Origin of the sequence: Limnothrix sp. PR1529, from assembly GCF_002742025.1 — a bacterium.
In the GTDB taxonomy this organism is placed as follows: Bacteria; Cyanobacteriota; Cyanobacteriia; order CACIAM-69d; family CACIAM-69d; genus CACIAM-69d.
The window spans coordinates 25,533-48,152 of record NZ_LIRO01000030.1 but is presented as its reverse complement, the minus strand read 5'-3'; the positions used below and the strand labels follow the sequence as shown (position 1 = coordinate 48,152).

At 56.3% G+C, this 22,620-nt stretch carries 22 protein-coding genes; 14 read left to right on the top strand and 8 right to left on the bottom strand.

Annotation, left to right across the window (positions count from 1 at the left end):
- Both AMR42_RS20245 and AMR42_RS04950 read left to right on the top strand, forming a co-directional pair.
- On the top strand, positions 1–258 hold a 258-nt coding region (locus AMR42_RS20245), incomplete at its 5' end, for a hypothetical protein (protein ID WP_158234365.1).
- A 6-nt stretch (positions 259–264) separates the two neighbouring features.
- A complete protein-coding gene (locus AMR42_RS04950; RefSeq protein WP_099532354.1) occupies positions 265–627 on the top strand; it encodes a hypothetical protein in 363 nt (120 codons plus the stop codon).
- Between the two features lie 71 nt (positions 628–698).
- Here AMR42_RS04950 and AMR42_RS04945 read toward each other — a convergent pair whose 3' ends face one another.
- A complete protein-coding gene (locus AMR42_RS04945; protein ID WP_099532353.1) occupies positions 699–1,007 on the bottom strand; it encodes a hypothetical protein in 309 nt (102 codons plus the stop codon).
- Positions 1,008–1,010: 3 nt separating this feature from the next.
- On the bottom strand, positions 1,011–1,505 hold the full coding sequence (locus tag AMR42_RS19750) for a hypothetical protein (RefSeq protein WP_143472941.1): 495 nt from the start codon (positions 1,503–1,505) through the stop codon (positions 1,011–1,013).
- A 708-nt stretch (positions 1,506–2,213) separates the two neighbouring features.
- Here AMR42_RS19750 and AMR42_RS04930 point away from each other — a divergent pair.
- The 4 genes from AMR42_RS04930 (at position 2,214) to AMR42_RS04915 (ending at position 4,892) form a co-directional block, all read left to right on the top strand.
- Positions 2,214–2,531 carry a hypothetical protein gene (locus tag AMR42_RS04930; RefSeq protein ID WP_143472940.1) on the top strand — a complete coding sequence of 106 codons (318 nt, stop codon included), beginning with the start codon at positions 2,214–2,216 and terminating at the stop codon, positions 2,529–2,531.
- A 200-nt stretch (positions 2,532–2,731) separates the two neighbouring features.
- A complete protein-coding gene (locus AMR42_RS04925; protein WP_143472939.1) occupies positions 2,732–3,109 on the top strand; it encodes a hypothetical protein in 378 nt (125 codons plus the stop codon).
- A gap of 5 nt (positions 3,110–3,114) precedes the next feature.
- Positions 3,115–3,417, top strand: a complete 303-nt coding sequence (locus AMR42_RS04920) for a hypothetical protein (RefSeq protein ID WP_143472938.1) — start codon at positions 3,115–3,117, stop codon at positions 3,415–3,417.
- A gap of 287 nt (positions 3,418–3,704) precedes the next feature.
- A complete protein-coding gene (locus AMR42_RS04915; protein WP_099532348.1) occupies positions 3,705–4,892 on the top strand; it encodes a transposase in 1,188 nt (395 codons plus the stop codon).
- A gap of 275 nt (positions 4,893–5,167) precedes the next feature.
- Here the strand turns inward: AMR42_RS04915 and AMR42_RS04910 are convergent, their stop codons facing one another.
- Complete coding sequence (locus tag AMR42_RS04910) at positions 5,168–6,622, bottom strand: ferrous iron transporter B (RefSeq protein ID WP_099532347.1); 1,455 nt, start codon at positions 6,620–6,622, stop codon at positions 5,168–5,170.
- A 68-nt stretch (positions 6,623–6,690) separates the two neighbouring features.
- A complete protein-coding gene (locus tag AMR42_RS04905) occupies positions 6,691–7,320 on the bottom strand; it encodes a FeoB small GTPase domain-containing protein (RefSeq protein WP_099532346.1) in 630 nt (209 codons plus the stop codon).
- Here AMR42_RS04905 and AMR42_RS20240 point away from each other — a divergent pair.
- The 4 genes from AMR42_RS20240 (at position 7,319) to AMR42_RS04890 (ending at position 11,618) form a co-directional block, all read left to right on the top strand.
- A complete protein-coding gene (locus AMR42_RS20240) occupies positions 7,319–7,465 on the top strand; it encodes a hypothetical protein (RefSeq protein ID WP_158234361.1) in 147 nt (48 codons plus the stop codon). The genes AMR42_RS04905 and AMR42_RS20240 overlap by 2 nt on opposite strands.
- A gap of 541 nt (positions 7,466–8,006) precedes the next feature.
- Positions 8,007–8,879 carry an HMA2 domain-containing protein gene (locus AMR42_RS04900; RefSeq protein ID WP_199858088.1) on the top strand — a complete coding sequence of 291 codons (873 nt, stop codon included), beginning with the start codon at positions 8,007–8,009 and terminating at the stop codon, positions 8,877–8,879.
- Positions 8,880–8,922: 43 nt separating this feature from the next.
- A complete protein-coding gene (locus AMR42_RS04895; protein ID WP_099532345.1) occupies positions 8,923–11,178 on the top strand; it encodes a heavy metal translocating P-type ATPase in 2,256 nt (751 codons plus the stop codon).
- 107 nt (positions 11,179–11,285) lie between these two features.
- A complete protein-coding gene (locus tag AMR42_RS04890; protein WP_099532344.1) occupies positions 11,286–11,618 on the top strand; it encodes a hypothetical protein in 333 nt (110 codons plus the stop codon).
- Positions 11,619–11,785: 167 nt separating this feature from the next.
- Here AMR42_RS04890 and AMR42_RS04885 read toward each other — a convergent pair whose 3' ends face one another.
- Together AMR42_RS04885 and hemE are read right to left on the bottom strand one after the other, a co-directional pair.
- Complete coding sequence (locus AMR42_RS04885; protein WP_199309193.1) at positions 11,786–12,094, bottom strand: DUF5132 domain-containing protein; 309 nt, start codon at positions 12,092–12,094, stop codon at positions 11,786–11,788.
- Between the two features lie 534 nt (positions 12,095–12,628).
- Complete coding sequence (gene hemE, locus AMR42_RS04880) at positions 12,629–13,693, bottom strand: uroporphyrinogen decarboxylase (RefSeq protein WP_099532343.1); 1,065 nt, start codon at positions 13,691–13,693, stop codon at positions 12,629–12,631.
- Positions 13,694–14,268: 575 nt separating this feature from the next.
- Here hemE and AMR42_RS04875 point away from each other — a divergent pair.
- Positions 14,269–14,514 carry a hypothetical protein gene (locus AMR42_RS04875; RefSeq protein ID WP_234406618.1) on the top strand — a complete coding sequence of 82 codons (246 nt, stop codon included), beginning with the start codon at positions 14,269–14,271 and terminating at the stop codon, positions 14,512–14,514.
- Positions 14,515–14,921: 407 nt separating this feature from the next.
- Positions 14,922–16,820 carry a GAF domain-containing protein gene (locus AMR42_RS04870; RefSeq protein ID WP_234406616.1) on the top strand — a complete coding sequence of 633 codons (1,899 nt, stop codon included), beginning with the start codon at positions 14,922–14,924 and terminating at the stop codon, positions 16,818–16,820.
- A gap of 13 nt (positions 16,821–16,833) precedes the next feature.
- On the opposite strand, the gene AMR42_RS04865 is transcribed toward AMR42_RS04870, so the two are convergent.
- Entirely contained in the window at positions 16,834–18,357 is a 1,524-nt protein-coding gene (locus tag AMR42_RS04865; RefSeq protein WP_099532357.1) for a SagB/ThcOx family dehydrogenase, read from the bottom strand.
- 937 nt (positions 18,358–19,294) lie between these two features.
- Between AMR42_RS04865 and AMR42_RS04860 the strand changes: the two genes are divergently transcribed.
- Positions 19,295–19,867, top strand: a complete 573-nt coding sequence (locus AMR42_RS04860) for a pentapeptide repeat-containing protein (RefSeq protein WP_099532341.1) — start codon at positions 19,295–19,297, stop codon at positions 19,865–19,867.
- An 86-nt stretch (positions 19,868–19,953) separates the two neighbouring features.
- Positions 19,954–20,448, top strand: coding sequence for a DUF4168 domain-containing protein (locus AMR42_RS04855; RefSeq protein ID WP_143472937.1), 495 nt, complete (start codon positions 19,954–19,956; stop codon positions 20,446–20,448).
- A 227-nt stretch (positions 20,449–20,675) separates the two neighbouring features.
- Here the strand turns inward: AMR42_RS04855 and AMR42_RS04850 are convergent, their stop codons facing one another.
- On the bottom strand, positions 20,676–22,262 hold the full coding sequence (locus tag AMR42_RS04850; protein WP_099532339.1) for an iron uptake porin: 1,587 nt from the start codon (positions 22,260–22,262) through the stop codon (positions 20,676–20,678).
- Positions 22,263–22,620: the final 358 nt, after the last annotated feature.

Here is a 22,620-nt window from a genome sequence, read left to right as displayed (position 1 = left end):
CCGCAGGGCAATACTTACGACAACACAACCGGCCAAACCGTTGAAGGGTCTACGATTTGGCAGCGTGACGCGGCGGGCAATCTCGAGCTGCGGACGGCGGTAGAAACCTGGATCGGGGTTAAGGCCGTGCCCAAAAAACGTGGCGTTAAGCCGGTCACGATCATGACCGCTACAGGCGAGCAAGTCACTCGATATCCCTGGTGGTATGACACTGAGCGATCGAAATTCACAATTCAGGTTGATGTTTATACGGAGTAACAGGCGATGGACGCTGTAGGGTTTCTAAGCGATCGGCTAAAGCATTTAGAAGAAACGGTGAATCAGGGCGATCGCGCGATTTTGCTCGAGCTGGGTGAAATTCGTGAAAAGTTGGGGGGTGTCACTGGCCTGACGGATCAGGTGAACGACATCGATGGCCGGGTGAACGCGATCGAACAGTTGTTGGCCCGGGCTGGTGAAACCGGACTGGTGTTGGCGGCCCGGGCCGCCCGGGCGGCCCAAGCCATGCCCGGGGGTTGGCGCGGTTGGGGCTTCCTGATTTTGGTGAGTGCGATCGCGGTTGATTTGCTGGTTGACTTGCTGGGCTGGGGGGAACTGCTGCGGGCGATCGCTCACCGGCTGTTTTAAACTTCGCGGCTCAACTATCAGTGATTTTGCAACGATCGCCACTTTGCATTTGTTTCGCTTAAGCTGCCCGTTTAATTGGGTGACCCCTTTCCTTGCTTTGCTACTGAATCGCACAAGGCCTTATCTGAGGCTTCTTTCAACAATTGAAGAAGCGTCAGAGCGTCTTTTGGGGGCTTACGACGTTTCGGCCCAAACAACTCGTCAACAAAGAAACGTCCATCCTTGAGTATCGACAGCCGAAGGGTTACACCTGAAGGGGGGTAAAGTGTCCAGATATTGATGTTCGGTTCTTTGTACCAATCCCAGCCCAGTTGTTTCACGGCAGCTTGCAGGTTGCGGATAGTGCGGCGCTCGATCCTGCTCAATTGGTTGCTTATCATTGGTCAATCCTCAATTTTGCCCAAATAGGTCGATCGCAGTTTGCCTGCCGATCGCCATCGCAGATACAGATATGGCCCATGGCGGCCAATTTTTTTTAGCTCGAAATATCCACCGCTCGGTTGTGCCGATTTTTCGGCTTTTCCACAACTTAGGGAGCGGTTTTCTTGGGTTTCGGCGGGGGCTTGCTCCCTAAGAGCTTGGGACAATCCCGCGATCGCATCCTGCAATAACAGCAGCTCCGAGGGGGATAGTTTGGCGGCGGCCTGGATGGCGATCGACAACCGATCGATCTTTCGACCGGCTTCCGGTGGTGCAGGTGGTGCGGGTGGTGCAGGCCCCCAACTGGGGTCAAGCTCCCTGCTTTTGCGATCGGGCTGCAACTTTGCCGCAATTGGGCATACATCAAGACCTAATGCGAGCTGCTCTCTCATTTCTCCCGGGGTAGAATTACCAAACCACAGAGCCTTTTCACAACAAAGCAAAACGAGCGATCGCATCGGGCGATCGCTCGTTTTTTTGGGCGCTACTCGGTTGGGGTCGGCGGATCTTCAGGCGCGAGCGTTTCTACAGTTTCCTGCCACTCCGCGAGAACTTGCTTCAGATTGTCTAGACGATTCCTGAGGCGCTGTTCTCGACGATCCAAGCGTGCTCGGTCTGATTGGCAATCCTCAATCTGATCCTGCAATTCCTCAATCAAGTAGCCAAGCGTTTTCCCGTGAGTTCGCGGCTTAGGTCGCCGCCTAGGAGACCCCGTGCAAACTGTTCGATCAGTTCGCTGCGGCTTACTCCCAGTGATCGCCCTTGAGCTTCGAGTGCATCCCAGGCCGTCTGAGTCAGAGTGAGAATCCGCTCTTTCTTCGTTTCCCCGTATTGACGGTTCCTTGCTTTCGGCATTGAAAACCCCTTCCATAACTTCTCCTCAAGATTACCCCCGGTAACACTTGCCAGTTTACCAGGGGTATTGATAAAGTTGATCGCATTACCCCAGGTAATAGCAGATTGAGCAAAGCGCCCCTGATGGCGCGGTCTATGACCAGCGCGGGATTTGGGGGAGACCGGCACAAACGGCGGCCGGCCACCTTGCACCCGAGATCACCGCGTGAATTTGCGTCCCTGAGTTGTGTTGAGAGATTGGTTTGCGGCGGGCGATTCACCACACGGACGATCGCCCACTTTCCTTCCCCCCAAACTTCGGAAAATTGCCTATGCAGAAATCTATCTACGACGACCGCACTGAGGCTCTCACCTTCGGGGCAGAGCAACTGTCTCTACTGGTGGCCCGAGTTCGGCAAGCCCTGAAGGAACTGGGTTACACCATCCGCAAGCGCAACCAGCGCCCTGAGTGGCTGATCATCGCGCCTAACGAAAAATGGGCGCTGCTGGTCTATTCCCAGTCGAACGGATGGCAAGTCAAGGGGCCAGCCGATGAGTCCGACAAGATCGCGATCGCTGACACAATCCAACACTTCGTTATTGCCATCAGCGCCTATGAAACCCGCGCCAAAGAATCCAAAAGATATTGATCTGAAGGACTTCAGCCCATCCCTGCCCTGGGTTGTCTACCGGTTGGGCCGTCCCAACCGCCACGGCCAGCGGTCGCGGATCCGACAAGCTGCCTTCACCAGCTATTCCTACGCTCAGATCTTCGTCCGGGGATTAATTGCCATTAATTCCGATTTGGCTCCATGCCTGGAAATCCAAAACCGTGAGGGGAGGTTACCCGATGATTCGATTGTTAGCCGTGCCTAAGGTGAATCGTCTCCATTGGCTCCATGCCTTGAGACCCGCTGGCCGACTATTGCCGCTGCATCCTGGCGTACCGATCCGATCAGTGCGGCCTCGGCGCGATGTTCCCATCGGGGGTGAGGCCGAATGCTGGTGCTATGAGTTGTCCGATCAAGAGCTGACCGATTGGCAAAAATCAATCTTGGTCAGGTCAATGGACCAGGAGGGGCTGGATCGAGAAGCAACACTATGCAGGCTCGATCGCGGTTTCCCCGTGCCCGTTGCTGATGTCGATTTTGTCCAGATCGAAGCCAACGGGGCCATCCAAACGGTTGTGATGTTTCCAATTGAAATACCGGAGGTCACCGTTTCATGAATTCAATGATTTGGGTGGGCGATCGATTCCTGAATTTGAACTGGATCCGGCAGATTCAGGTAGACGAAGAAACCGGCGAGCTGACCATCGTTTGGTCAGATGGCGATCTCCTAATCCTCAGTGGAGCGATGGCCGTAGGGCTGTTCCGGGATTTAAAGGAACGGTGCGCCGCCAAAAATCGGGCGCTGGATGTCGTAACAGACCCGAAATTCGAGTCACCCGATTGGTTCCATGAACTTTGGGGTTCAAGTCAATACCCGGGGCCAGTGGATCTTGGAGACGACATCCTAGACGAACTTGAGTTTTAGACATGCCCCAATCTTGCTCGGTCTGACTCACCGGGCAAGCTTGGGGCAGCGTCCAAACCTGCTCCAACCGTCTGGCGATCGCGCTTAGGGCCTGAAGGACGAATCGAGCTTTCGCGCTCTTTCTTATTCATAGGCTCGGCGCGATCAATTGACGGTTTAACCCACGCAACCGGCCCATAACCAAAAGCCGGTAAATGCCTCAAGAGGGAATTGAGCTGGGCATAGTCCCTGGCTTTTGGGTGATTCATAGGCTCGGCGCGTGGGATAAATTAACACCCAATCATGCCATGAGAATTGTTGGCCTTGACGTAAGTAAGTCCTCGGTCACCGCTTGCGTCACAGACACCAGACCGACTGAACCTAGACAATTTTATTACGATGCAAAATTCCTAAGTTTGCCCGCCAACGCGGCCGGCATCAGGGCCTTACTCGACTTGGGGGCCGATGTGGCCGTCATGGAACCCACGGGGGTGAACTATTCAAAACTGTGGGGAACTCAGCTCGCCCGTGCCGGTGTGCGGGTGGTGCTGGTCGGCCACAAGGAACTGCGGGGTTATCGTGCGGGTCATCTCGGATTACCCGATAAAGATGACGATGCTGATGCCTTGGCCCTGGCCTGCTACTACTGGGACTATTGCGACTCACCACGGCGGTTTGTGTCCGATCGCACTGAGGCGATCGTGCAAATCAGGCGATTGGTGTTGCGGCTGTGTCATCTGAACCGGGTGCAAAGTCCGATCATTAACCGATTGCGTCAGGATCTCGCGTGGCAATTTCCAGAGGTGGCCCATGTCAAATCAAAGCGGGTTTTGCTCTCAGATTTGCCGCCGCTTCTATGGAGCTGGATGGCTGGGCTGCGTCCGTCGGCCAAATACGATCGCCTATACGCGGCGACTTGTGGCCTGGGCCTGGATGATCTATCGCGCAATCATGCGGCCCGGCTTTGTGATCTGCACTCGGAAGAATGCGCGATCGAACGTCAGCTTTACCAATTCCTGCAACATCCTGACTTTGCGCCCTACCGCAAAGTTTTTGCCCGCTTCGGCTTCGGTCTGAGGGTTGAGGCCTTACTGATTTCGCAGATTTACCCGATCGAGAACTACCTAGGGCCCGATGGGAAACCTGAGATCAAGATTCGCAAGGGTCGCAAGTCTGGTAACCCAACCAAGCGGCATCTCAGCCTGCGGCGATTCACCAAGGCCTTGGGCTGTGCTCCTGGGCGTGAAGAATCAGGCGACATGAAGCGCGTCCAGGTCGTTGGTGGATCTGATTTATGCCGCCGCGCTCTTTGGCAGTGGATCTTCACTCGGATCGAACCTGAGCGGGCCCGGCCGAAAAATCAAATTGGAAAGCTGCTGGGCGATCGGCTCGATCAAGAGAAGTCAACTAAGCCCATTAGGCTCGCTCGCTCCCGGTGCGCTGGCTACGCTGCCCGGTTGTTATTCTGCGAGCTGGTTTCAGCCCTTATTACATAGGCTGGGTTCACTCAAAAATTTGACCCCAAAGCGATCGCTCGTAATTACGGGCGATCGCTTTGCTGTGTCTGGATTTTGGTGCTGTGGTGAATCTCAGCATTTATATTGACTAGAGGGAATAGGATGGCTCAGGGTTGAAAGGGTTGATTTTTCCTAGCCTAATCGTCCCAGACAAGGGGTTTAAGTCCCTTGTCCCCCGAGATCTTGCAGTGGCAGGCTGCAAGTCTCGGGGATTGGATCATAACCCCTATACCCAGCATTCAAACATCACTGCCCTAGAGCACAATATGGAACAGATTTAGCCCCCAATTCAAAACATAGCCAACTGCCAAAGCGAAGGGGAAAATAAATGACACCATCAACAGGGCAGTTTTGACTCCTCGCTCCTTGATGATCATCTGCAATTGGGCAATGCAAGGCAAAAACAGAGTCAGCACCACTGCTGCAATCAGCAGTTGATCGCCCGTGAGCTGACCGCCCTGCTGCAAATCAAATAAACCCGCAGCGCCATAGTCCCGCCGGAAGAAACCATAGAGCAAAATGGGTGCGGTTTCTTTGGGCAAACCTAAGCCTAGGGCGATCGGCTCAATGCCGCTAATTAGCCAATCAAAAATTCCCGTTAAGCGACCCACCCAAATAATAGCCGAAGCCCAAATGAACAATGGCAGTACTTCCCAGAAATACCACTTCATCCGCACCCAAGTTTTGGTGATCACGTTGCGGATTTTGGGCAGGCGCAGAGGGGGCAGTTCAATATAAAACTGAGCCGCAGAACCGGGCAGGAATTTATCAATTAAGAAGCCGGCCAGCAGGAAAATGCCCACGATCAACCCAGCCCAGGTGACCAAAGCCGCTGGGCGCTGGGCCAGGAGTCCCAAAATCACACCCCATTGGGCTGCACAGGGAATAGCCAAGGACAGCAAAAAAGTGGCGATCAGTCGTTCCCGCTTGGTTTCCAGGGTGCGGGTAACGATCGTGGCCATGGTGTCACATCCCAGCCCCAAAACGATCGGGATAACAGCTCGGCCCGAGAGGCCGATCGCCTTAAACAGTCGATCGAGCATCAGGGATAACCGAGGCAAATAGCCGCTATCTTCTAACAGGGAAAACATTAGAAAATAGGTCGCCACCACCGGCAACACAATCGCCGTGGCGTAGCGAATTCCGAGGGTAATAATTCCGTAATCATGGGCAAAGAGATCCTGCAAGGCGGGCCAGGGAATCACTTGCTCCGTGACATGGTTCACAACGGGGTTAATTTGTTCCTCAAAGAAGGTTTCAATCCGATCGACCAGTTCCCCGGCTCCGAATTCCCCAACGAATTTATAAACTCCCCAATAGAGCACCAATACCAAAATGGGGAAACCCGAAATGGGGTTCACCGTTAGCTTATGGATCCGCTCGCCCCAACGGCGCTGGCTGGGGTTCGGTTCCGCTAAGGTGTTTTGTTCGATCGCCTGGGCAAATCCTTGGCGTGCCTGGGCAATTTCCAGCGAAATCGGTCGGCTGAGTTGGGCTTGGGTCGTGGCGATTAATTGCTCTAGATCCTGTTGTCGATCGCCCGGTAGTTGCTCCCACAAATTGGGGTCTTTTTGCAGCAACAACAGGGCAAAGCTGCGAGATGACAAATGGCGATCGGCAAAGTCTTGACCCCAGCCCGATCGCCACCAAGTTTCAATTTGGGCGATCGCCACTTCGATCGGCTCTAAATATTGGATTGTTAGACTCATTTCTGTTTTCTATTGGCCTGCTCCTGGGCGGCCTTGATAGTTCAGCAATCGTTCAGCGATGGCACGTCCTAGCCCACCGCGGCCAAGACTGGGGCTGGGGTGCTGGCTAGGCGATCGGCCAGGGTTTCTCGCAATTGATCCACGCCCCAGTTGCGGGCCGCCGCCATCAACACCACCGGCACGCCTAACTCTTCAATCAGGGCTTCCCGATCGATGGTCAGGCCCCAACGCTGGGCCTCGTCCATCATGTTCACTGCCACAATCACGGGCAGCTCTGCTTCTAGCAACTGCACCGTTAGCGCCAACATCCGCCCCAAATTCTTGGCATCCAGCACATGGACGATCGCCCCAAAGGGTTCCGACATCAGCAAATCTCGGGCCACCCGTTCTTCTTCGCTAATCGGCAACAGGGAATACATTCCCGGCGTATCAATCACGCTGACGGCGCGATCGTCCAGGGTCATGGCCCCGCGCGTCACTTCCACCGTTGTGCCGGGATAGTTAGACACCGTGACGTAAGTGCCAGTCAGGGCATGGAACAGGACGGATTTGCCCACATTCGGCATTCCCACCAGGGCAACTTGTGGCCCACTGGGTTCGATCGGGGGCCGGTTGAAGTTTTCGCCAAAGGGCAACCACCGCAGCGATCGCTTAGACCCACAACTTCCGTTGTTTTGATGGCACTGATGACAATCCATGACCCAACTCTCCCTGGCAATCTTGCCGGGCAACGTAATTTGCAGACGCTATTTCAAGACGCTATCCCAAAGTGCTCAAACCCAAGTGCTCAAACACCTGCAAGCAGCCAATGCCAACGCCAGCCCCGGACTGAGAGCATTTTGAGACGGTCGCCCTCATTTTAGAAGTGGCAGGAGAGCTTACTGGAAATCTGCAAGACTTTCTCAATAATCCTGATTCTACTTCTTGAGCAGTTTAGAGTCTAGAGAACCGGTGCTGGGGCGGGGCGATCGGCCCTGATCTGTGCCGAAATTTGGGAAGTGGCCGGGCCGATCTAGAAAGTGCAAACCGAAGTCGGCAAGCTCAAGAAATTCAGAATTTTCAATAATTGCAGCGATTGGGTGGGTATTGGGAATAGTGGAACTTTCACCCATTGCCAACAAACCATGGAGGGTCAAATTCTGTAATTTTGGCAATTAGCCTCCCGAGAGCCATGCCACTCTATTAAGAAAAATCAGCAATTTTATTGAAAATATCCGTCTATTGCACTTACACTGCTAATGAGTTTGGACAGTTCTGTCCCTCCAAAAGCTTTTCCCCTAAGATCCTTGAAGCCACCGCGCCCCTGGGGGTTTGTCCCGCTGGGTCGTGGGCCACTGGCTGGGATTGTTTGTGCCCCCCATCCTTGTTATGGGGAACTAAAGCCATGAGTCATTCCTCAAACCCCGATCGCGAGCCATCCGTAACCCCTGAGCCGCAACCGTTGGCTAATTCAGGGTTGGACTCGGCCGCTGAGGTCTCTCCAATCGCCCCAGCTTTCCAGGAGCAGCCCCCCGAGTCCGATCGGCTGGTGATCAATGCTTCCTCTGCCCCTCCTCAATCCCAACCTGTGAATTCTGATTCTGATCTGGCCGAAACGGCAACGGGTGCGTTGGCGCAATCCACCCCATCCGGCGCGATCGAGCCGGGCCCTGACTCTGCGTTAAGCAACCTCACCCTGTCTGCCCAATTGGGGCAATGGTTGCAGGAATACGGGGAAATTACGACGATTTTGCCGGTGTTGGCGGGCTTGTTTGTCACAACCCGGTTTCAACTGCGCGGCTCGCGGGCCCTGTTGACCAACCTGGCGATCGCGGCGGTGGTGCGCCAAGTCATTCTGTACTTCAAGCAGCAGGCCAATAGCTCGGCGGGCACGTTGGCGATGGTGACGGCGGGGGCGGCTTTGGCCACGGTGGCCACAACGTCGGCCCCCAGCAACCAATCCACCGCCGCTGCCCAGACGAGTCCCATTTCCCTCACTGAACTGGGCAATAATTTGGGCGTTGGTTTGGGTTGCGAAGATTGCACGATCGTCCATTCCGTGCCGGGGCGGATTCGGTTGCGGATCGATCGCCTCCGCACCGATCGAGCCTATGGCAAGCGGCTGGAAACCCTGCTGAAGGATGAGCCGATCGTGTTGGGCACGCGGATCAATCAGGCGGCGGCCTCCTTGGCGATTCAATACGACTCCACGGGCCTCTCGGATTTGGAGTTGGGGTTGCGATTGTTGCAGGTGTTGAATCGCGCCAACCAGGATTAGCCACCATCAGGATTTCAGCGAAAAGGGCATGGCAATGGCAAACATGGGGCAGACCGTGGCGGACGATCGCACCTGGCGCTGGGAACGACCGGCGGCCTGGACCCATTGGGAATTGATCCATTGGCAGCCGGGCCGGGTGCGGGTGCGTTGGTGGCCGGCGCGGTCTTCGGCCCTGGCGGTGGAACGGTTGGAAACGGCCCTGGCGGCGCGATCGGACGTGGCGGCGGTGCGGGTGGTGCGGGCGGCCGCTTCGGTGACGATTGTGTATCACGATCGCCAATTACCAATGGCCGGCCTGCGATTGCGCTTGGATGACTGGCTGGCCCTGGCTTGGCCCGATCGGGCCCTGCTGTTGCAACCGGCCCCAGACCTGCCAGCTCCTACCACAGTCGGAGACCCGACAGAAGCGGCGGAGGATGAAGAAGAGGAAGAAGCCTCCTTGCCCCAAACCTTGACGGCCTTGGCCCTGGCGGGGTTGGCCCGGTGGCGGCCCCTGTTGCCGTTGCGGGTGTTGGCGACGGTGGCCCTGTTGCGGGCCGTTTGGCCCGTGGCCCAGCGGGCCTGGCAAAGCGTGACGGTCGATCGCCGCTTGAACATTGATTGCATGGATCTGTTGGCGATCGGTCTCAGCAGCAGTGGCGGATCTTTGGTGGTTCCGTCCTTGGTCTTGACTCTGCACGCCTTGGGGGATGCGATTCGCGATCGCACCGCGCGGGCCACGGCCCTGCGAACGGCTAATTTGTCCGATGCGATCGGGCGGTTTGCTTGGGTGAAAATGAACGACGGGCCACCCCAACGGATTCCCAGTGACCAGCTCCAGGTGGGCGATTTGGTGGTGGTTTATCCCGGTGAGCAAATTCCCGCCGATGGGCCGGTGCTGTCCGGTGAAGCCACGATCGACGAAAAAAGCCTGACTGGGGAACCCTTGCCCGTGGCCGCCAGCGCCGGCCGCTGGGTTCATGCTTCAACCTTGGTGCGATCGGGGCAAATTTACCTGCGAGCCGAACGGGTGGGCAATCAAACCCGTGCCGCCGCCAGCTTGGCCCTGCTGGAACAGGCCCCGGTCTATGACACTCGGATGGCCAACTATGCCGAACGGCTGGCTGACAGGGCGATCGGCCCGGCCCTGATTTTGGCCCTGGTGGTGCTGATTGCCACCCGCGATCCGGCTCGGGCGGCGGCCATTCTGACCCTGGACTTTGTGACCGGCATTCGGCTATCGATTCCCACGGCGTTCCTGGGAGCCTTGAACCACACCACCCGTCACGGCGTGTTGGTGCGCAGCGGGCGAACCCTGGAACAGTTGGCGGCGATCGATACGGTGGTGTTCGACAAAACGGGCACGCTCACCCAGGGCGACATTGTTTTAGAGCAAGTGTTGCCCGCCCAACCGAACATCACCCCTGATCAACTCCTGCAACTGGCCGCTTCGGCGGAACAGCGGCTCACCCATCCGGTGGCCGAGGCGATCGTGCGGGCAGCGGCCGATCGGGGCCTGACCCTGAGCGATCGGGGCGAATGGAACTATGAAGTGGGCTTGGGGGTGCGGGCCCAACTGGCGGCGGGTGATGTGCTGGTGGGCAGTGCGCGATTCTTAATCCAACAGGGTGTGACAGGTTTGGGCGAATGGCTGACCACCCTGGATCAACAGGCCAGCAGCCAACCCTCGATCGCCCAGCCTTCGATCTATGTGGCCGTGGATGGCCGATTCATGGGCGAACTGCGCTACACCGACCCCCTGCGGCCCGAAAGCGCGGCCCTGGTGCAAACCCTGCAAACGGAATTGGGGTTGGATGTGCGGTTGCTGACCGGCGACACGCCCGCCCGCGCGGCCCAGGTGGCACGGGCCCTGGAAATTCCAACTGATCGGGTCTATGCGGAAGCCTTTCCCGATCGCAAAGCCACCATCATTCGCGATCTGCGGCGATCGGGGCGCACCGTGGCCTTTGTGGGCGATGGCCTCAACGATTCCGTGGCCCTGGCCTATGCGGATGTGTCCATTTCCTTTGAGCAGGGGTCGGAAATTGCCCGCGAAACCGCCGATGTGGTGTTGATGAATAACCATTTGCTGGATTTGCTGGAGGTGTTGACCATCGCCCGCCAAACCCAAGGGTTGATTGAACAAAACACCGCCTTGGTGGTGTTACCCAACCTGATTGCCTTGGGCTTGGCCACCACCCGCGGCCTCAGCCCCCCGATCGCCACCGCCATCCACAACGGCTCCGCGATCGCCGCCGGTCTCAATAGTTTGCGCCCCCTGATTCAGCACCACTTTTTTGAGCGGCCCCGCGATCGCTAGCGTTCCCTCCCCGCCCACCGATCGCCCCTGTTCACCCCAGCGTTCACCTCGTCGTTCAACCTGCGTTCACTGCCTCGATTTGCAAACCCTTCACCCCCTTCAGACCCATGGCTTGGATTCATCTGGATAAATCCGTGATCACCTTTCATGTCAAGGAAATGATTGAGGATGGCTGTCAACAGGACTTGACTGCCTTGCTGGGGTTGGGGGCCGTCCTGGTGGGGCCCGTGGTGGTGCGATCGCTCCTGCAATCCTTGCACCAGCGCCAACGCCCGATCGCCCTGAGCGATTGGATTACCCAAGCCCAACAAACGGCCCCCGCTCCCACCCTGCGCCTGGCTCCCGCGGCCCAAAACCAACGCCCCAACCGCGCAATGGCAATTGGGGCTTCTCAGCAGGATTCAGTTCAGGGCACAGCACAAACCAACAACGCCGCTTAGGAGAGCGTTAACCGCTCGATCGAACTCGGCAGGAACACCTTGGTGTTCATTCCTGGGTGCTTATATGGGCGCTTATAATTGGGCGCTCATTGTTTGATGACATCGGGACAGAATTGGGCAGTGAGTGGATCGGCTGGCGCATCCAGCCCGATCGCTCACCCTTCCCATTAGACCAGTCGGTGTTCTTCTTCCGGCGAGGTTGCATTCAACGCCGGGGTCACCTCCGATCCGGGCGCACTGGCCGTTAAACCCAGCGGTACCCGAGCTTCCGCGAGGGCTTCAGCACGGGCCTCCGCCGCAATATCCGCGATCATTTCGCCGGTTTCCGCGATCGCGGCTTTTGTCTTTTCAAACAACACAACCCCGGTTTTCAACCCTGCCTTGAGCGCTGGTTTCAACAAAGGCAAAATAATCGGGGCAACCACCACCGTTGCCACACCGGCCAAGGCCACCTTAGCCGCAGGTTCTTGAGCCAAACCGATAATGCGCGATCTCAGACGAAGTTCGCCAAGATTCATCATGGGAGTTACTCGCCACCGACGATACATGCCCTAATTCTATCAAGTCTTTCCAAAAGGATTGGCTTAAAACAATCTAGATTTCAGGACAACATCAGTCAGCTTATTGAATATTTTTTAGAGGATTGTGATCGCAATTTTGGGCTGCAAAATGATTGAAAAATGACCCAAAGCAGTCCTGTGATTCGTTTATGATTCCAGATTCCTATAGAGAATTTCTGTCAAATTTTACGCCAACGGATCTCCCAATTGAGCACCCAACGGGTCTCCCAACTAATCTCAAGGAACCCAGAAATTGGATGCCGAGGATGTCTGAAAAGCCAAGGCTAGGAGAAAACTTGGGTTGGTGGTCGCCTGGTGGTGCTGGTTCCAGTTCGTCGCGGCCGTAAAAAGCGAGGGCGATCGATTCCCGATCGCCCTCGCTATTGATGCTCTTTATCGATGCCCTTTATCGACGCACTGAAGCTGTGCCGCATGAAGGGCCGAACGGTCTTACCGCGCGCCCACCAACAGCTTGTCAGCGTTCTTCGCCGTTTCAAAGAAGAAGGCGGCGTTTTCTTCCGGGGTGGTGGACAGAATGCCATGGCCCAGGTTCAGGACGTGACCCTTGCGGCCGGCCTTGTTGATCGTGTCGATGATTCGATCGCGGATGAATGCCTTGGAGCCAAACAGCACGCCGGGATCGATGTTGCCCTGCACCATGATGTCTGGGCCCAGGCGACGACGCGCATCGGCCATATCCACCGTCCAATCAACGCTGACCACATTTGCGCCCGATTGGCCCATCCGTTCCAGAATGCCGGCGCTGCCGCTGATGTAAAGCACCAGGGGCACATCAGGGTAGCGATCGCGCACCTTCTTGAAGGCCCGTTGTTGGTAGGGCAGGGCAAAGGTGTCGTAATCCTGGGGCGACAGTTGACCCGCCCAGGAGTCGAACATTTGCACCATTTGTGCGCCGCAATCGATTTGGTGACACATGTAATCTGCCACCATGTCCGACAGCTTTTCGAGGAAAGCGTGCAGCACGGCTGGCTCCGAGAAGGCCATCCGCTTAATCACGGCATATTCTTTGGAGCTTTTGCCCTCGATCGCGTAGGCCGCCAACGTCCAGGGCGCGCCCACAAAGCCCAATACGGCCGCCTTGTTGCCCACTTCTTGGCGCAGGGTGGTCAAGATGGTGCGGATGTAGGGCATGGCCGCATCGGGATCCAGACGAGTCAGGGCCTGGACTTGCTCCATTGTCCGAATTGGCGACTCAATCACGGGGCCGCGGCTTTCGATGATGTCGAAGGGGATGCCGATCCCGGTCAGGGGCGTGAGAATGTCCGAAAACATGATCACGCCATCGGGTTGGAAGGCGCGGAAGGGTTGCAGGGAAATTTCGATCGCCAAGTCAGCAATTTCTGAGCGATCGCGGAAGGACGGATATTTTTCGCGCAAATCCCGATAAACCTTCATGTAACGCCCTGCTTGGCGCATCATCCACACGGGCGGGCGAGGCAGTTCTTCGCCCCGCAGCGCTCGCAACAAATAAGGCGTATCGTTTGCGCTGGTCATCGTCGCCGCTTCCTTCTTACAAAAACCGGTTTGTTAAATCGAGTGCTTTGACAGCTTACCACCCGTGCGAGCAAGGGCGACTCTCTTGCTTCGTAACGGTTTGCAACGATTTTCGGGCCGCAATTTAGGCAGTCATGGGACGGAGATTTAAGCAGTCATGGGACGGAGATTTGAGCCAGGAAAAATTCCGGGACCCAAATTTCGAGACCACTCGAATCGGATTGCTCCAAGAATCATGCGCCACTCAAGCGACTCTCGCAATTGTGCCAATAACCTAGCCAAACTACATCCGCCCCGGTCAAATCTCAACCAGGTAAAATAAAGATAAAACTCATTGAGCTATCTGCATGGATGGCGATCCCTTCTGGGAGGATTCTTAATCCGGACAATTAGATGAACCGTGGGCAATGGGGCAAAGGCACAGGTGCATCTGCCACAAAGCCGGAAAATCTAGCGCTGAGAAAATCCAGCGCTCAAAAATGCTAGGACGGCGGGTAATCAATCCGCTATGCTGCTGGCAATTCCCCCTCCATGCCGAGTCTGACCGTTAGCCTTATCTAACCCCCCCCAAACACATGGAACCCTCCACCATGGGCGATCGCGCCGCCAGCCCCCGCCCGGAACGCGAAAAAGTTGAGCTTTCGATTCGTCTCGATCCGGACTTGCTCGATCGAGTCAATCACCTGACCGACGATCCAAGCAAAATTATCGAAGCCGCTGTGCGCCAATGGTTGCGGGGTGGCCCAGCCCGCGAGGATGACCTCTCGCGGTTGTTGCCGCGCAATCCCGTTGTGCCGCCCCGTGGCGAATGGAACGATTAGCCGATCGGCCTGAGCTTGTGTTCCCTGAGCTTGTGTTCTTAGATTGCGTTGCCAGTTGTGTTGAATCGCGGAAATTGTGGTGAACTGGGCCTCAGGATTGAAGCTCAGAGATGTTACCACTGAGGTTATTGAGCGGTTATGGCCCTGTAAGCGAGCGCGTAATGTCTGGATCCCCTTCGTCTTCGGATTTTTCGCCATCTACGTTGACCTCCCCGGACAACTCCGCCATGGATCCGACTGTCCTCCCGCATCGCCCTGGTGATCATCGGGATCTGACGACATATCCAGCGCCGCTTGGGTCTCTTGGTGTGGGTTCATCTCCGGTTAGCGTTCCCTCAGAATCGATCGCACCAGAATCGATCGCACCGGGATCGATCGCCTCGGGATCCGTCAGATCGGGATCCGTCGTGTCTGGCTCTGTGCCATCTGATTCTGTGCCGTCGGGAGGGGTTGCGCCCGAATCTGGTGCGCCTGAATCCAGCCTGCCGGAAGCAACCGCGAAGCCAGGGCGATCGGGCATGACCATTGATGAACCCCTCGCGCTTCAGCACTTGGGGGCCGAGTTGGCCTACATCCAAGACAACGAGGGTCACTATCGAGCTTTCCACTGGCGAGAAGCCGCCGCCGTGGGCCTCGATTCCCAACTCATTTGCGCGGCTCCGCCCGAAGAACCCCTCTTTGGGCCAATCAGCCTGCCTGAGTATTTTGAGATTTTGAATCGGGTCATCTTGCAGGGTGCTCCAGAACGTTTAACTTGTCGCCTGGCCTGGGCGAATCAGTCGCGTACTTTTGATTTAGTGCTCAGTCCGATGCTGGGGGACGATGGGCGAGCCGATCGGGTGTTGGTCATGGGGCGATCGATTTCAACGCGATCGCACGAGCCAATGACTCCGGCGAATCTCCCTTCTGCCCTGGATGCTCATCAAAAGCTCCTGAGCAAAATTGCCACCAGCATTCGGCGCACCCTGCCCCTCAGTTCGGCTCTCTATCAAATTCTCTTGACCAAGATTGCGCGCAACATTCGCAAAACGCTCGATCTCGACACCATTTGGCAACAAACGGTTTGTGGCCTCGTCCAAGCCCTCAGTGTTTGTCGGGCCGTTGTTTGTGCCTACCCGGGCCCCCAGGAGGGGGTGGTGCGAGTCGTGGCGGAACATACCCGCAGCCCCAGTCCCCATCCCATGCTGGGCGCTGATCTCTCCGTGGCCCATGACACACCGATGGGGGAGGCGCTGATTAGCCTGGAACCCGTGGTGATGGATCGGCTAAACCAAGATCCCTTCGGGAATCAGTCGGCAATTATTGTGGCGGCTCGTCACCAGGGCAAGGTGAACGGACTGATTGCGCTCTATCAGTACGATCGCACCCGCCACTGGACGACGGCCGAAGCGGAACTGATGCGAGAGTTGGCCGACCAAGTGGGCACGGCGATCGCCCATGCCACCCTCTTTGCGGAAAGCCAAGCCCTGACCCACGAGCTGCAAGAGAAAAACATTCACCTGATTCAAAAACAGCAGGAACTAGAGGAAGCCCGCGAACAGGCGGAGGAGGTCTCGCGGCTTAAGAGTGAATTCTTGGCCAACACATCCCACGAAATTCGCACGCCCCTGAACGGGGTGATTGGCTTTCTGAAGCTGATTTTGGATGGGATGGTGGATGATCCCGAAGAGCAGCAGGACTTTTTGCAGGAGGCCTACAACAGCGCCGTTCACCTGCTGAATATCCTGAACGACATTTTGGACATTGCCCGCATTGAGGCCGATCGCCTGGAATTGCACCTGGTGCCGGTGAACCTGCGGGAACTCTGTCGCCATGCTTCGGACTTCACCTTGGCCCAAATTCAGCAAAAGGGCTTGCGCTATGACTTGCAGCTCCCGGATACCCACGACGATGTGTTGATGTATGGGGACGATCAACGGTTGCTTCAGGTGTTGCTGAATCTGATTGGCAACGCCATTAAGTTCACCCACGAAGGCGGCATCACCGTCAGCGCTGACCTGATTTGGCAACCGGTGGTGGTGCAAAATCGCGAGCTACCGGGATTTGTGCGAATTCGGGTGGCCGACACGGGCATTGGGGTCTCGCTCGATAAACAAGACCGGCTGTTCCAATCCTTCAGCCAGGTGGATGGGGCCCGCACCCGACGCTATGGGGGTACGGGGTTAGGGCTGGTAATTTCCCGGCGACTGGTGGAGGCGATGGGGGGTGATATGAACTTCTACAGCCTGGGTGAAGGGCTGGGTTCCACGGTGACCTTCACGGTTCCCCTGTATCAGGAACCGGTGATGCGATTGGTGGAGACCTAGGGGCGATCGCCCGCTAGCGACGACGGATTCGACCGAGGGTGGTGATATACAAAACCGCTTCGGCCGGGGGAATGCCCAACACCTCGTTCACTTGGTTGTCAAAGAATCCGGCGATGCCGCTGGCCCCTAACCCCAGGCGGATGGCCGCCAAGTTCAGCCGCTGGCCCAGGTGGCCGCTGTCTAGATGTAAGTAGCGATAGGCGCGATCGCCATAGCGCTCGATCGCCGCGTCTAGGTCTGCCGTTTGGAACACCACCGCCGCCGCATCTCGCCCCAGTTCCTGACCCAAGCAGAGGAAGTGCAACTCTTCTCGGAAATTTTTGAAGCGAATTTGCCGCAACTCGTTGGCCTGGGGAGCGTAGTAGTAGCAACCGGCTTCGAGACCCTCCACATCGGACACCGCCACGAAGCTGTTGATCAAATAGGGGTCGAAATAGTCCGGGTCAGGATCGAGACCCTGATCGGCGTAATCGCGGGGATGGTAGGCGAAGGTCAGGATGCTGGATAGGTCACTGAGGCTGAGGCTGTCACCGCTGTAGGCCCGGGTTGAGCGACGGTGCAAGATGGTGCGCTCCAACTCCTGAAGCTGCTGACCCCAATGGATGGGCGGCGCGGCGATCGGGGCTTTGAGACCAAAGGGCAGATTGTACTTGTCGGCGGCGACCAAACGGTTGTCCTGGGTGAGCAAGCTCGGATCGATCGCGGCGGATTGGGACGTGATTCGCGTGGCCTGGTGTAGGTAGCGCAGTAGTTGACCATCGGGCAAGTCAGGATAGGCGCGATCGGCCCGGGAGGGCAGGGCACTGGGGGCGGACAGGTGCGGGCGATCGGGCCCGGTTCCTTCGGTGAGGGCCACCACCGCCGTCACGCCCTCTTGCTCGGGTTCCAGAAACAGCAGCCGTTCCAGTTGCTCATCATCAAAACCACCGATCAGCGTGGCCTGATAGTCCACTAGGGAGCTGGCCAGCGTGGCATTGGCCAACAAATGCCCCGTATCCAGACAAATGCGGCGATAGGCTCGATCGCCATAACGCCAGGCCGAGCGCTGAAAAACCGCTGTGGTGACCAACGCCAGGGAAGCGTCGGTTAACGCAGGGTGCTGAAAGCAGGCCGCTTGCAGGTCGGGCCAAAGGGCGCTGTCCCACACCTGAACCAAACCATGGGTTTTTACTTGGTAGTGATATAGCCCCGCCGCCAAGGGGCCATTGCCCGGCGACAACAGATAAACCTCCGCTGGATATAGCCCCCCCGCCGAAGGAGCCGAACGGAGCGCCACGCCCATTTGCGGCAGCCGAGCCGTGATCCCATAGGCGCAATAGAGCAACTTGGACAGTCGCCGCCACCAGGTTGCGATTGGGCTGTCTAAAACATCGATCGCGCTGGGCTTGAGATCCAGCACTGTGCCAAATCGATAATCCTTGTATAGTTCCGGGCGATCGTCCCAATTCAGCGGTCGAGATTGACGCTCGATCGTTTCAGGATCATACTTAGTGCGCTCGTGATAGTACTGAGCGATAGACAACTCTACCTCGGGCATGGCTTCCAATTGAACGAGGAACGATCGCGCAATCAATATCCAACAACAACGGGGACAAATCAATCCACTCGCGGTAAACATCATCGCCCAATTACACCCCCGATCGTCCCACCACGGGAGCAAGATCAACCATCAGCGCCGTGAGGTACATCTCCCCATTCCGAGTCAAGGGTGTGGCTGCCTGGGAGAATTTTTGAAAATGGCTTAATGATGATTTTTTTTAAATCAAATGATAATTATTTTTGATTAATAAATTTGCCCTCTATTCAATGCTGAATTGGCTGCTGATCCCACTTCCATCGCCAGCCCATGCAGACGCTCCTGTCCTTGGGAATGTGGCCTTGACCGATGGCCCTAGTTCGCAATTTGCACCACTGCTGGAGCGAGGATTGCCCAGGAAGCCTAGGAGTCTTCAAAGCGATCGAGGGATCATGATGTCTGTAAGATTAATTATTTTTTGGCAATTTTAAATGTGTTTTCCTGGTTTATAATTTTCTCGATTATTTTCTAATGCAACCTCCCGATCGCCGCTGGGATTGCTGGAGAAGCAAATTCACAAACTGACAAAATTGATACCTGATCATGGACTGGAAAGACAGTAACCCCAGAAATTGAATCTAAAAAAAATCTTAGGTCTGCAAAAATATCCGAAAAATTCTGATAGAAAACGGTTGAATTTTAGAAAAATTCTGACTTCTTCCTGAGACCTACAGTCAGCCAATATCCAGCCAATATCCAGCCAGTATTAGTTAATTAAGCTTTCGTCGATGGTTTAGGAATGCAGCCCAAAATTTGCCCAGTCAGCAATCACCCCAAGGGTTTACCCCGGCAGTAGAATAAGCTCCCGCCACCACTTTGGGCAGAAATTGAGCAGAAACTGACCTGTCACCGTCGCTCCCGCCGTCGCTCGGGAGCCTGTTGTATCGTCGTCGATGGTATGCAAAAACTGACCGCAGCAGAACTCCAATCTGCATATCAGCAAGGTCAACGCAATTTTCAAAAAAGTGATCTTCAGGGAGTGGATCTGTTTGAAGCCTCGTTACCAGACATTGATCTGCAACAGAGCTGTTTGGTCATGGCCTACCTGCCCTATGCCAACTTGAGCCAAGCGCAACTGGCGAAAGTTCAGGGACAACGGATGGAGTTGGGAAATGCTCAGCTCTATCAGGCCAACTTGGCGGGCGCGAACTTGCAGGAGTCCCAATGTGTGCGCAGCAACTTTCGCTATGCCAACCTGCGATCGGCTGATTTGCGTCATGCCAATCTCTGTGGGGCCGATCTATATAGTGCCGATCTGCGGGAGGCGGATTTGCGAGGGGCCGATTTGACCAGTGCCAACCTGAAGTCAGCGCATTTGGAAGGGGCCAAGCTCCAGCGGGCTAATCTGTTTCGGGCGAAGGATCCGGATCTGTCCCAAGCCTTTTATGACCACACAACCCTGCTCCCCGATGGTTACCGGGCCATGGAAAATGAGCGCCAATCGCCAACCGGTCAGCAGTCTTTGGATTAGTTAGATTAGACAGCGCTCCGGATTGACGGGAAAATTCAACTCGACCCTACAATGGCGGTTGATGCTCGGAAAGAGTGGATGGGGCTATGGCACAAGAACAGCGCAATCGCATTGACGAACAAGCAACGGTGACCCCGAAAGAAGGTCGATCGCCCCGAAGGTTGGGGTTGCGTTCTGGGGGCTGGCTGTCTTTGGGGGTATTGGGCTTGGGGATGTTCGGGGCTTGGCAAGCGCAGGCCCAAACCCAGCCATCGGGAGCTGCGGCGATCGCCCAATATGCCGATGCGGTGTTGGCGATCGAGCCGGTGCGCCAGGCCGCGGCCAGCCAACTGAAAACCGTCATGGGTGATCGGCCCCTGCCGGTGGTGATTTGCTCTCAGGGCGATACGGTGAAATCGCTGTCACGGGAGGCGCGGGAAATTGCCGTTTCTTTCTGCAACCAAACCAAGGGCATCATTGAGGGAACGGGCCTCTCGATCGCCCAGTTTAATCAAATGACTCAAACCCACGCGATCGATCCTGCCCTGCGCCAACGGATCCAAGAGGAGTTGGTGAAGCTACAGGCTCCGTCGCAGCCCTAACTGTTTGCAACAAAAGACATCCCGACACAGCAAAAAGCACCCCGGCGTTAGTGATCGCGGGGTGCTCAATTTGGTATCGGATTGAGAAAACGCTTTTAGTTGAGATTTGGCATCAAGGCAACCCATCCATAGAGACCGATTGCCTTGAACCTCCCGGCCTGTCCGGATTGCAACCACACCTGATCACGCCATCGGCAGGCCTGGCAGTGGCGGCAACGAGGCCAGTTCTAGAACTTGAACTCGGTGCGCAGTACGCCCATCACAGCCGTATCACCGTTGTCGTTGGCATCAAACACAGCCACCACACCCGGAGTCAGGTAGATGTTGTCGTTGAGGGCGAACTTGTACATGGCTTCCACCAGAATCGGCGTGTTGTCGTCTTCATCAACGCCGTCGGCATTCACCACCGTCGGCGGTTGACCCACCGTCAGTGCGCCCATGCTGCCTTCCTTGCCCAGGTCGGGGAAGGTGAAGCCCACACCCCAAGTCAGGATGTCGGCATTTGCATCATCGTTGTTCAGGCTGTCGGCCCAGGTGTAGCCGAAGAAGCCGTGCATTCCGAAGTGCTCCGAGAAGCGGTATTGGGTTTGGAAGCCAATGTTGTCGCTGTCGAAGGAGTCACCCTTGAACAAGTTGAAGGTGTTCTTCGTGCCCGAGCCGCCCAGGACGTTGAAGGGGCGATCAACCCGAGAGTAGTAGGAGTGGGCGTAAAGCAGACCGGCCGAGAAGCGATCGTCTGAGCTGGTGTAGTTCAAGCTGACGCTGGCGCTGTAGCTACCGTCAAACAAACCGCGACCCTCATCGGGGCTGGCGGAGTTGCCGGCCGAGTAGAGTGCGGCCACCGTGAAGTTGTCGCTAGCCCGCCAACGAATCCCCGCACCACCGTAGGTGGGCTGGCGATAGATCGGGTTCAAGTCGGCAAAAGCGCTAATGGCTCCATTTCCGCCGCCATAGAGGGGGGTGTGAACCGGGTGGGCATCTTCGAGCAGCAAATCTTGACCCACGATCGCCGTGGCGCGATCGCTCAGGGGGAACTCATAGGCCAAGAAGGTCAGGCGGAAGTTCGTATCGGAACCGTTGCCATAGCTGAGGTTAGTTAGCCCCGTCACATCGTTCAGGGGGCTACGAACGCTGTTGGATTCCAAACGGGTGAACAGCTTGTCCTTGCCGGTGAAGCTCGTGACCAACAGCAACCGCGTCCGTTGGCTGAAGGTGACGTTTTCTGCGCCACTATCGTCGCTGTCGTCGCCCGTGAGCGTGCCACCCTGCATTCCGAAGATTACCTGACCGGACAGCTTGGTGGTGGTTGAAAACTGGTTGGCTTCCAGTTCTGAGGTGCGTGCTTCCAGGGAATCAACCCGGCCGCGCAGGGCTGCCAACTCAGCGGCAAATTCTTCTTGCAGCTTTTGCAGTTTCCGCAAATCTTCCTTGGTGGCCAGCGGGTCCGTGGCGGCCTTGATCAGGTCATTGATCCGATCGAGGCAAGCATTCAAACCAGCGGCGAACTCGTAGCGGCTGAGGGGGCGGTTGCCCTTGAACGTGCCATCGGGATAGCCCGCAATACAGCCGTAGCGCTCCACCAGGGACTGCAATGCTTGGAATGCCCAATCGGTGGGCTGTACATCCGACAGTTGCGAAACGGAAGTGACTTGATCCAGCGCCATTTCCGAGTCGATCGACCCGAGCAGCGTGGCTTCCGTGGAGGCGTTCACCCCAACCGGACTTTCAGCAGCCGCGCGATCGGCCGTGCCCAACATTGCCCCACCCGAAATGGCCAAGGCGGCCATCAGGATTCCATAGCGACTTTTCAACACGATCTATCCTCACACCAAAACTTTAGTAAATCCTCACTCAGCTCATCACCCTTGTAAACAACGGCGAACAAGCTGATCCTGATAGTAAATAATCAGTGAGGATTTGGTTAAGTATCGGTTATAACGTTTTTTTCAAAACAGCACAATATCCAAGTTATCGAATAGCGACAATTAGGGTCTGTGATGATGGCCCCCGTTGAAACTCGCCCCCCTCAGGACTTTCAGAAAAGCAGGAAAAATTTTTTCTGTATCCTCAGATACAACGACCTATATTTCAGCGCCCTAGGATGACGCTAAAATCGGGACAAGCCAGGGCTTTTTTGAGTCCTTTATCCAGGCAATAAGCGGGGTTTGTAAC